Origin of the sequence: Knoellia aerolata DSM 18566, assembly GCF_000768695.1 — a bacterium.
GTDB classification, from domain to species: Bacteria; Actinomycetota; Actinomycetes; order Actinomycetales; family Dermatophilaceae; genus Knoellia; species Knoellia aerolata.
This window is the reverse complement of the sequence record NZ_AVPL01000087.1, coordinates 1-10,734: the sequence shown is the minus strand read 5'-3', so window position 1 is coordinate 10,734 and position 10,734 is coordinate 1. Positions and strand designations below refer to the sequence as shown.

Here is a 10,734-nt window from a genome sequence, read left to right as displayed (position 1 = left end):
CCGGGGTCGTACGTCACGGTGGCGGTCTGATTCGCGGCGTTTGCCTCGACTGCCTCAACGCCGTGCCGACGAGTCAGTGTGGACTCGATGGCTCGAGCGGAGGTGGCCCAGTGCAGGCCTCCTAGCTGCAGGACGGTCTTCTGACTCATGACAACGCATCTCCGTGGATCGGCTCGAAACTCTATGTCAGATAGGAGGAACAGTATACCCACCCGGGGTATTCCGCTCAACCCCGGTGCCCGGGCAGGGGCAACATCATCGCGGCCAGCATGCCCACGCCCAGGAGCGCGTAGGCGATGGCAGCCGAGCCCCACACACCGGTTCCCACAAGCGCAAACACGATGAACAGCATCAGAGTCGCGGAGGCCAGCAACATCTGAGCGTGGTCCTCACTATTGCTGATGGAGTCACCTGCCGGCTGACCGTCGGGCTCGTCCGTCAGATAGTCGGATGTCGGCTTCTCCGTGGGTGTGTCTTCGTACCAACCGAAGAGACGACGTTCGTCGTCTGGCGTCGTAGTGCTCCTTCGTCCTTCCGGTGATGCCGCAACATGGCCCAGCATCCCGTACGGCGGGCAATGGCCCGTTGCGCCAGTGACGACCAGATCGAGCCCGGCAAGGCCAAGCAGAACACTGAGGATCACTGCTGCGACGGAGCTCGCGTCTTGGAAGAGCGTCACTGCCGTCACGACAGCCATTAGGCCTAGAACAGCTCTTGCGATGCGTTCAGTGGGGGTGATGTTCACCGAGGGTCTTTCGATGCCCATGTCGTCCTTCCCTTCTTCCATCTCCACCGTGGTCCACCGAAGTAGAGGTAGCCGCAGGCCCGTTGTGAAGGTTTGCTGAAGGCCTTCCATGTGGTGCTCGGTGTGCTGCACCGTTGGCCAGGGCTAGGACCAGGCTCGGTGCATCGATCGGGGCGCTGTCGACGGTGAAGGCTGGCCCCACAACAAGCACCGAGACGAGGAGCATGGCTGAGCAGACGGCTATCGCGATCGCCGGCGCACGCCACATTTTGACAGTGCGTTGCGTTGCCCACTGCCCGGCGTCGACAGCGTCGAATCGACCTCGGCGCGATGCAGCGCGGCTGTGCCTCTTAACTTGCCACGCTCAGCAGCTAGCCGGTCACACGCAGCAACTCGTCGGTTTGTCACTGCGGAATGGGCCGGCGCAGATTCGCCGTGCCTCGCTCATCGTCAAGTACGGCACCCAGGCGTCGGCGAGCTGATCCACGGTTAGGCCGTACTTGATCGCGTAGGTCGCAGCGAGCATTGCGTCCCCGGCTCCGTCGAGCGCGGGTGGACGCCCAGAACCTGCGGGTGCCGGCGTCCACGACGAGCTTGAGGACATCGCGGGTGTCGCGGTTGACCAGGGCCCGTGGGACGTCCTGCGTGCTTAGGACGTGGCAGTCGCAGTCGTACCCGGCGGCCAGCGCTTGCTCCTCTTGTGAGCCCTGCGCTGGCGAGTTGTGGAGTCGTGAACGTCACTGTCGGCAGCCCCCGGTAGTCGACTGTGGTGGGCTGGCCGAGGGCTCCAGCAGCCGGAGCGCGCCCGGTCTGCGCCGCCACGTAGACGTGCTGCGCGGCGCCGGACACATCGCCGGCGGCGAACACCCGCGGGTTGCTGGTGGCTTGATACCGGTCGACCGTGATGAATCCGCGGTCGTCGGTGCTGATCCCGGCGGCATCCAGCCCGAGGCCCTCGGTGTTCGCGCGCCGAACGGTCGCTATCAGCAGTCGTTGTCCGGTCAGCTCGTGGCCGCGCTCGGTCCGGACCAGAACGTCGCCGTTGCCGGTGCGTTCCACAGCGACGGCGCGCTCCTCGACGACGGTGATGCCATCGTCGGCGAACACCCCACGGAGCACGTCGGCGACCTCTGCCTCAGCGTGCGACGCCAACCGGCCGATGACCGTGACGTGCACACCCAAGTGGGCCCACAGCTGAGCCTGCTCCAGACCGACGTAGCCGTCGCCGACGATCACCACCCACCCTGGCAGGTCCTGCTGCTCCATCGCGGTCGTGCTGGTCAGCGGCACGCTGGGCAACGGCGTGCACGCCGACTGCCAGGGCTCAGCGTCATCAGCATCAACAAGGCATGCGAGCACAGATAGGGCGAACACGCGTCCGCGTGCCTGGTACATACCCAGTTGGTCCGCGAACTCCAGACCCGCTGGGTCGAGTAAGTCCACCGCCCTGGCGTGAGTTCGCGCCCCGTTGGCCAGTACCAGGAGCAAGACCTAAAGCACAGGAGGGCCGCTCACGCCTGCGACGATCCGAGGCTTCGTTCCAGGTGTCCGGCACAGCAGTCGGGAAGTTCGGAGTGCAGAATCGCCAAGGTGGAGCGGGCCTTTTCGAGGAAGCTGTGAGTTGCGGCGACGACGTACCGGCTTGGATGTTCGCGCCAGACAGCCTCGATGCGGCCATCGATGACGGCAGCCGCGGCCGCGGACTCGACCCGAAGTGGGTTCACGTGGTTGTAACCCTGGTCTGGCGCGGGCGTTCGTAGGTGGATCACGGCGTCGTATCGGCGGAGCTCGTTCCCCGGTGTCTCCCCCACCGCGGTCCAGAAATCGTTGACAGGTCCCGGCCAGTACGCCACGCCGTCCACCGTTCCGCGGTCGCAGAGCACGATCGCCGGTCGATAGAGCTCACCAGTGACTTCCAGCTCGCGTTGCACATGGAATATCGCCCGTTGAGCCGCACGTCGGAACGCATCACCGTTCTTCCGAGGAAACCCGCCACCGAAGACAACGCTGGCGGCCTCGGGAAGGATGCGAACATGACGACACATGGTGCGGCGGACCATTTCGAGCAGGGCCGTCTTGCCAGCACCGGGTCCGCCCGTCAAGACGATCCGCTTCGGCCTGTGCGGCGTAGAGCAGCCGCATTCCGGTTGCAGGTGATCCTCAGTCATGACCGGCTTTCGTTTCGGGCATGAAGACACGACTCTTCTTCAGAAGCGCGAGCAGTGCCAAAGCTGGGTCGCTGAGCTGAGCGTGACGAAGCACGGGCCACGCGGCGCTGAGGTACTCCTCGAGGAACAACACCACGTGGCTCATCGGGATCACCAACATTGGTCCTTGCTGGCCGGCTTGACCGCGCCCGCCGAAGGCGACCGTGCGCACGTGATGGCCCGCGGCGCTGACAGCGTGGCCACGTAGTACCAGTTCACGGGCAAGCCCGCGAGCCTCCTCAACGCCACAGCACCCGAAGCGTGCCAAGGCAACCGCCATCACCTCGGGCTGCCGGAGGGCAGGGTTCAGCCTAGCCCGCCCCTCTTTCACCTCCCCTACGATCATGTCCGGAATCACGGATGAGGGATGCAAAGCCACATCGACGGGCATCCGATACGCGCTCTCACGGCCTGCGCCACCATGGACCAACTCATGGCCGGCGCCCCCGAACCGGTAGGCCAGGACGTCTAGGTCTGTCACGGCGAAGGGCTTCCCGGAACGCAACACATCCATGACCGGGTACTCCGTCACCGTGAAGTACCCGTTGACGTGCAAGTAGGCCTGAACCAGGGCCACGCCTTGGTTCATGGGTCCCACCGGTCCTGAGCCGGGTCCCAGCGCCTCACTGGTAGACCTGATGGCGCGCGAGCGGACACGTTCTCTGGGACGCCGTCGGGCCAGTCGAGCAAGCCGAGTAGGTGATTACTGAACACATTGCGAGTATCGCCACACTGCATGGAGATCCGGTGTCGCGGCGATGAAGATCCAGCCCCGTCTGCCACAGCGCCGAAAGGGTGAGCTCGCGCCAATGCCTTCCGCGAACTTCGTCAAGCCTTCAACTACGGCGCCACAAACCACAGCCCTGCTCACGGACTTCGAAGGCCCCCTGATCGGGGCCACCCCCGATGTCGGACTGCACAGAAGGGACGACCGGCGCAGAGCACGCCGGGAACCTTCTTTCGCCTCGTCGGCGCGCTACACCCCCGCCTCCCCATGGGCCGGCTGCGGCCCCGAGTGTCATAGCGGCTGCGCCCGGCCTACCCAGCCCCAATGCCGCCCGGTATCCCGGTACACCGTGCGCGTCAACTCCTCTGCCCCCTGCCCGACCTGCCCCGTGCAACCAGTTACGGCCGGCAGATCATGGTCGCGATCTCACTGGTGGTCACGCTTGCCGCCGCGGCGTGCTCCCCTTGCGCTCATGCCCCCCGCTCGTCGGCGACCACGTGCTCGGCGCCACCAGCGTCGTCGTCCTCGCGCTCAGCCTCTCTGCTAACCCGTACGGCGTTGGCAAAGATGGGCGAGTAGACAGTTGGTTAGGCTGTACCCGTTCCTCCGTTAGGCCCCACCTGCGAGCCGTCCGCCCGTGCCGGCGGCTCGCCTTGTCGGCCCGGCAGCGTCAGTATCGGAATGCACTCAGAAGGGGCCGCAACCGTGCCCGAGTGAAGGAGATGAACATGCCGGTCATGTCTGGCATCGAAAGCGCCTTCTGCCGAAGCACGCCGTGGCGGTCCTTCGCAGGGCGGATAGTCCTGCCATGGGCACTTGACGGACACTCCTTCACCGGCGACGTCCTTGAGATCGGTGGCGGGAGCGGAGCGATGGCCGCCGGTCTCGCTCAAAGATTCCCTGCTGCCAACATCACAGTGACAGACGTGGACGAAGCCATGGTCAATGCCGCTCGCGCACAACTCGCTCGCTTCGCCGCCGTCACCGCCGACGTCGCCGACGTCACGTCGCTGCCGTTCGCCGCCTGCCGCTTCGACGCGGTCATGTCGTACCTGATGCTGCACCACGTGATCGACTGGCGCGAGGCCATAGCCGAATCCTCCCGTGTGCTCAAACCCGGCGGCGAGTTCCTCGGCTACGACCTGACCGACACCCGGCTCGCCCGCTGGGTACACCAAGTCGATGGCTCGCCTCACCGCATCATCGCCCCGGACGAACTCATCAACGGACTGCTGGGTGCGGGCTTCACCCGGATCACGGTCCGGCGGGCCGTGCACGGCCACGTCATGCGGTTTCACGCCCACAAGCCGGCGAAGACTTGATCCCGGTGTTCGACCTGCTTCGCCGAACGCCATGAGCCCGTGCGACGCTGATAGGGAACAGGAGCCGGTCCGGCCCTCGGCGCGAGTCGCCCAATGATGGCCACTGGCACGCCGAGGAGAGCGAACAAGCGGGCCTGCTCCCGACCGACGTAGCCGGCGCCGAAAACCACGAGAGACGCCGGGAGCTGCTTGAGACCATGCGGCGTTGTCCGGAATCTTGCTACGCAGACGGCGGTCCTTCGAGGTCGTCCCCCTGAGGTTTGAGAGCGACCCACATGGCCACCAAGGTCGCAACGAGCCCCACCGCGGTCCACCCGGCCGGGCGCTCGCCGAGGACCCACACAGCCAGAACGATGCCCACCACGGGTGTCAAGAACAACCAGGCGGTGAGGACGTCTAGGCGGGCTCGTCGGGCCTCGACGAACCAGGCGACGGTCGTGGCAGCGGTACCCACCAGCGACAAGAACGCCAAAGAGAGCATGAACCGGGGGGTCCAGTCGACGACCGGGGCGCCTTCGACGAGCATCGCGAACACGCCCAGGGCGAGGCCTCCGATGAGCAGGTGCCAACCAGTGGCGGCCAGGACGTCGATGCCGGACAGTCGACGCGAAAGCAACGTACCTGCGGTCACGGCCGCCGCCGCCAGGAGCGATAGGGCGGCTCCACTGCCACCGCCGCCGGGCAGGGCCACCACCACGAGCCCGGCGAATCCGACGACGAGCGCGGTGGCGGTGCGTGCCGACACGACCTCGCCGTACAGCCACCAGGCCGGGAGCAGGATCAGCAGTGGCTGGGCGTTCGCCAAGACCGCTGCGGTCCCCGTCGCCAAACCGGCCACCCCGGCGAACATGGCGGCGAACGCGAGGCTCACATTGACCAGCCCGGTCAGCGTGATCCAGCCCCAGGCGCGTGCACCGCGGGGTTGAGGGCGGCGCTGCACCAGGCCCAGCGCGACCAGGGCTGCCCCGGCGATGAGCGCCCGCAGGGCGCCGAACCAGAGGGCAGATGCGTCCCGCAACCCCCACGCGATGAAGATGAAGCAGGCGCCCCACGTGGCCGTGATGAACAGCATTCGTCCGGCTCTGGGCTGCCCAAGGAAGTCCCGCTGCCAGGACGCCTGCGTTGGCACCCCAAGGTCGGTCAAGGTTTGCGGCATGCCGCGTCCTCTGTTCTTCAACTGTGCACGAGCCGGGCGATGGCTTCGGAAGCCTCTTGGAGCTTGGCCTCCGACACACCCAGGGCGGAGCGGAGCAGGCCGTGCGGCACGTGGTCCTCGAGCCGGGTCAGGGCCACGCCCTGCAGTGCGCGGGATGCGGCTGAGATCTGGGTCACGACGTCTCTGCAGTCGCGGTCTTGCTCGACCATTTTCTCGATTCGCGGACCTTGCCGTGCTGGCCCGCAGGGAGCGCCGGTGAAGCGGTGGTCCTGCTCATGGGCTTCCTCTCGTGGTGCGGCGACGGTCGTGATTTTGCTCCGCCGGTACCCGCCTGGAGTTCTGGCGGGTACCGAGTGGTGTCAGGTGCCGGCGTACTTGTCGGGGTCCTTCTCGAAGGTGGCTGCACAGTGAGTCGAGCAGAAGTAGTACGTGGTCCCGTTGCGCTCGATCGTGCTGGCTGCGCTGACCGGTTCGATGCTCATCCCGCACACGGGGTCGGTGACGGTTGTCTGGGTGGGCATGGGTGTCTCCTCTTTCTCTTCGTCCCGTCCGATCTCGACCACCGGGTCGGCGTTCGCGGGCGTGACGGTGTCTGGGATGGCCTTGGGACGGAACGCCTTGAGCCGGTTGGCGTTCGCGACGACCGAGAGCGACGACAGGGCCATCGCAGCGGCGGCGATCATCGGGCTCAGCGTGAGCCCGAAGGTTGGGTAGAGAGCGCCCGCAGCGATCGGAATCCCAATCCCGTTGTAGATGAACGCGAACACCAGGTTCTGCTTGATGTTGCGCATCGTGGCTCGGGAAAGGTCGACCGCCGTGACCACCCCGGACAGGGCGCCCGAGATCAGGGTGATGTCGGAGGACTCGATCGCCACGTCGGTGCCAGTGCCGATGGCCGAGCCGACGTCCGCTTGGGCCAGTGCGGGGGCGTCGTTGATGCCGTCCCCGACCATTCCCACGACTTTGCCCTCGCCCTGCAGGCGCTTGACCTCGGCGGCCTTGTGCTCGGGCATGACCTCGGCCACGACCCGGCGAATGCCGACCTGGCGGGCGATGGCTGCTGCTGTGGCACGGTTGTCACCGGTCATCATGACGACCTCGATCCCGCGGGCCTGCAGTGCAGCCACGGCCGCCGCCGAGCCGTCTTTGACGGTGTCTGCGACACCGATGACGCCGGCCGGGCGCCCGTCGATCGCGACCAAGATGGGGGTTTTGCCGTCGCGTGCCAGACGGTCCAGGTTCCCCATCAGCGCTGCCGGGTCGATGGCTGCGGCTTCGAGCAACCTGCGGTTACCCACGAGGACCTCGCGTCCAGAGACGACGGCGCGCACGCCCTGCCCTGTCGTTGAGGCGAATCCCTCCACGGCGGGCAGCTCAACGCCGCGCTCGTGCGCGGCCGCCACGATCGCCGCCCCCAGAGGGTGCTCCGAGGAGCCCTCCACCGCAGCGACGAAGGCGAGCAGGACCCGCTCCTCGATGCCTTCAGCTGGCAGGACGTCGGTCAGAGTGGGTGTGCCGTTGGTGATGGTTCCCGTCTTGTCCAAGACGATCGTGTCCAGCTTGTGCGCGGTCTCCAGCGCCTCCGCCGAACGGATGAGGATCCCGTTGGTGGCGCCCTTTCCTGTGCCGACCGTGATGGACAGCGGTGTAGCCAGGCCAAGGGCGCACGGGCAGGCGATGATCAGCACCGACACCGCTGCGACCAAGGCGAAGACGAACGCCGGCGGCGGACCGACCAGCGCCCACGCCACGAAGGCCCAGATGGCGGTCGCGATCACTGCCGGAACGAAGTAGCCCGACACCGTGTCCACCAGCCGCTGGATCGGAGCCTTGGAGCCTTGAGCCTCCCGGACCAGCTTGATGATCTGGGCCAGCATCGTCTCCCCGCCCACCTTCGTGGCGAGGTATCGGAAGGACCCTGTCTGGTTGATCGTGGCGCCGATGACCGGGTCGCCGGCGGACTTGGTCACCGGCATCGGCTCCCCGGTGACCATGGACTCATCCACCGCGGAACGGCCCTCGATAACCTGTCCGTCGACCGGCAGCTTATCCCCGGGGCGCACCAGGACGGCGTCGCCCACGCGAACCTCGTCAATGGCGACCTCGGACTCCACACCGTCGCGGACCACTCGGGCCGTGCGGGGCTGCAGCCCAATCAAGGTCCGGATCGCCTCGCCAGTCCCCGCCTTGGCCCTCGTCTCCAGCAGCCGGCCGAGGAGGATCAGGGTGATGATGACACCGACCGCCTCGTAGTACACCTCCCGCACGTTCGTCGGCAGGAGCGCGGGTACGAACGTCACCACGAGGCTGTAGCCGAACGCCGCCACCGTGCCCAGCGTGATCAGTGAGTTCATGTCCGCCGTCCGGTGGGACAGTGCGAGCCACCCCGTTCGGTGGATCGGCCACCCCGTGTAGAACATCACCGGCGCGATCAGGGCCAACTGAAACCAGCGGTTCATCAGCAGCTCCGGGACCCAGGCCGCGCCGAAGAACTCCGTCAGCATCACGGCGAACAGCACCGGCGCCGTCAGGATCGCGCCGAAGACGACGCGACGGGTCAGGTCCTTGATCTCCGCGTCCCGTTCGGCTGCTTCCGCGTCCTCGGCGTCGACGGCACAGGACTCGGCAGCACTAGCGTGTGGGCCGCTCGGCTCCGCGGAGCCATCCGTTCCGTGACTGCCCAAATGGGGTTCGGCTGGGCTGACGTCGGCGGTTGGCCCGTGTCCGTCGCCTGCACCGCGCTCGAGGAGCGCCACCGCGGTCCCGTTCGTGGACGTACTGCCCATGGTTGCCGTGCCGGAGTCTGCGCCCACGACGTGCAACGTGCCGCTGATCATGTTCATGCCGCAGGCGAACCGGAAGGCACCTTCCTCGCCGGGCACGAACTCCACCGCCGTCGTCGCGTAGGCCGGAAGCAGCTTGTTGACCTTGAAGGCGGGCATCACCACCCTGGACGAGCAGTCGCCGGCCTCCTGCCGGTCAAAGAGCATCCGTACCGGGACACCAGCACGGACCTCGATCAAGTTCGGGCTGTAACCCCCCTTCACACTGACCCGCACAAGCTGGACACCCTCCTCCATGTCGGCCTGTCGGGTCTTCTTCGGACCAAAGAAGAACCACGCCAACAGGCCAGTGAGCAGGAGCGCTGCCAAGATGGTGACGCCATCACCAAGGGTCATCAGACTTCACTTTCGTCGACCGGCGCGGCTCGGGCCATCCGAGCCACCGCCATCTCCATACCAGGTACTGGGTTCAATGGAACCCCACAGATCCGTCGGTTCCGAACGACAATCCGTGAAGGTCTGATGAAGGTGAACGTGGCTACGAGGTCGGGCGAGCACGGGCCGGGCGGGCGCGCCCGGACAGCAACGATCCAGCGAGCGCTTCCACGGCGGCCTGATCGAGGAGGTCAAGCAGCCGCGGGAGTCCAGTCAGCCCGTCGAACTCCGTGCGGCACAGCGGGCAGGAGCGCAGGTGAGTGGTGAACCCCCGATGGTCCTCTGCCGACAGTGAACCCAGGACATAGCCGCCGAGCGCGATGTGCGGTTCCTCAGCTGTGCGGGTCCTCGGGTGACCATCGCCTGCTGAAAGGGCAGCGGTTTGCGGCGCCTGGGGTGCGTCAGCAGCCGCAGCCGCAGTCGAGTGCGACAGGCGCCTGTCGCGGCGGATGGACCAGACCAACATTCCCATTCCCCCGAGAACGCTCGTTAGGGCCCACAGCTGGGGCTGCGTGAGGCCGAGGAGGACCGGTGCGTTGGTGCGCAGGAACTCCACGACGAATCGCGCGCCACCACTGAGGATGAGGTACCAGGCGAACACGGTGGGGCCGCTGGTAACCCGGCCCAGCCGCCAGAGCACCGCCGCGATCACCAAAGCGCCGATCGCCTCGTACAGCGGGGTGGGGTGTGCCGCAACGTCGGTGGCCACCACACCGTTGGGGAACGTCATCCCCCACGGCAGCGTCGTCGGCCGCCCGTAGGTGCCGTCACCCGAGAGGAGGCAACCCAGCCGTCCGATGGCGTAGCCGACGGACAGTGGCGCGGCCAAGGCTCCCGCGACGACCCCGAGAGGCAGGCGCCACCGCCGGACCATGATGAGGGCCGCCGCTGCGCCCCCAAGAAGTCCCCCGTACCAGGTGAAGCCCATCCCGCCGAAGTCGTGCATCGTGAGAGTCGGGACCTGCTCGAGCAGGTAGTACACCTTGGCCCCAACGAAACCCCACACCGTCGACCACATGACCAGCGAGTACGCGTGCTGACGGCTACCCACTCTGCGCCGCTCGAACGCACGCCCAAGGAGCAGGGCCGCCACCCAGGCCGCGAGCACCTTGCTCACACCGTAGGTCTGGACGTCGAAGCCGAACACGGAGAGAAGCACTGGTCTCATGGGGTGTGCGCTCCTAACGGAAGCTAAGACGAGGACAAGGACCTGACATCACGGTGCGGCCCTGCGAGGGCCAGAAGGGGCCCCGTAAGGCCCGCCCGACGCGTTCGCACCCCGGCCGTCGGCGCATCGAGGGAAGGGGTTTGTCCCAAGCAAGGCCGGTCCTATGAGGCATCGCGGGCCGATGGCGACCG

10 protein-coding genes are annotated in these 10,734 nt (G+C 66.8%); 1 reads left to right on the top strand and 9 read right to left on the bottom strand.

The window, feature by feature from the left end:
* The 5 genes from N801_RS20455 to N801_RS17820 form a co-directional block, all read right to left on the bottom strand.
* Window positions 1-149: heavy-metal-associated domain-containing protein (locus N801_RS20455; RefSeq protein ID WP_156996896.1), on the bottom strand; the 149-nt coding region annotated here is incomplete at its 3' end.
* A gap of 77 nt (window positions 150-226) precedes the next feature.
* Complete coding sequence (locus N801_RS21655) at window positions 227-877, bottom strand: YgaP family membrane protein (protein WP_245618502.1); 651 nt, start codon at window positions 875-877, stop codon at window positions 227-229.
* 357 nt (window positions 878-1,234) lie between these two features.
* Window positions 1,235-2,011 (bottom strand): FAD-dependent oxidoreductase, encoded by a 777-nt coding sequence (locus N801_RS20450; RefSeq protein ID WP_245618504.1) that lies wholly within the window; start codon window positions 2,009-2,011, stop codon window positions 1,235-1,237.
* A gap of 245 nt (window positions 2,012-2,256) precedes the next feature.
* The gene (locus tag N801_RS20445; RefSeq protein WP_084109223.1) at window positions 2,257-2,913 is read right to left on the bottom strand and encodes an ATP/GTP-binding protein; all 657 of its coding nucleotides are present in this window, start codon (window positions 2,911-2,913) and stop codon (window positions 2,257-2,259) included.
* The gene (locus tag N801_RS17820; RefSeq protein ID WP_156996894.1) at window positions 2,906-3,529 is read right to left on the bottom strand and encodes a hypothetical protein; all 624 of its coding nucleotides are present in this window, start codon (window positions 3,527-3,529) and stop codon (window positions 2,906-2,908) included. Before N801_RS17820 ends, N801_RS20445 begins: the two co-directional genes overlap by 8 nt.
* Window positions 3,530-3,858: 329 nt before the next feature.
* Between N801_RS17820 and N801_RS21840 the strand changes: the two genes are divergently transcribed.
* Window positions 3,859-5,001: a class I SAM-dependent methyltransferase gene (locus N801_RS21840; RefSeq protein ID WP_342666923.1), complete on the top strand. Its 1,143-nt coding sequence runs from the start codon at window positions 3,859-3,861 to the stop codon at window positions 4,999-5,001.
* Between the two features lie 220 nt (window positions 5,002-5,221).
* Here N801_RS21840 and N801_RS17810 read toward each other — a convergent pair whose 3' ends face one another.
* The 4 genes from N801_RS17810 to N801_RS17795 all read right to left on the bottom strand — a co-directional run bounded on the left by N801_RS17810 (window position 5,222) and on the right by N801_RS17795 (window position 10,543).
* On the bottom strand, window positions 5,222-6,178 hold the full coding sequence (locus tag N801_RS17810; protein ID WP_211254755.1) for a DMT family transporter: 957 nt from the start codon (window positions 6,176-6,178) through the stop codon (window positions 5,222-5,224).
* Window positions 6,175-6,366 carry a metal-sensitive transcriptional regulator gene (locus N801_RS17805; protein ID WP_052113280.1) on the bottom strand — a complete coding sequence of 64 codons (192 nt, stop codon included), beginning with the start codon at window positions 6,364-6,366 and terminating at the stop codon, window positions 6,175-6,177. The genes N801_RS17810 and N801_RS17805 overlap by 4 nt, the downstream gene beginning before the upstream one ends.
* A 150-nt stretch (window positions 6,367-6,516) precedes the next feature.
* Window positions 6,517-9,336, bottom strand: coding sequence for a heavy metal translocating P-type ATPase (locus N801_RS17800; protein ID WP_035940615.1), 2,820 nt, complete (start codon window positions 9,334-9,336; stop codon window positions 6,517-6,519).
* A gap of 142 nt (window positions 9,337-9,478) precedes the next feature.
* Window positions 9,479-10,543 carry a prolipoprotein diacylglyceryl transferase family protein gene (locus tag N801_RS17795; RefSeq protein WP_084109221.1) on the bottom strand — a complete coding sequence of 355 codons (1,065 nt, stop codon included), beginning with the start codon at window positions 10,541-10,543 and terminating at the stop codon, window positions 9,479-9,481.
* Between the last annotated feature and the right edge of the window lie 191 nt (window positions 10,544-10,734).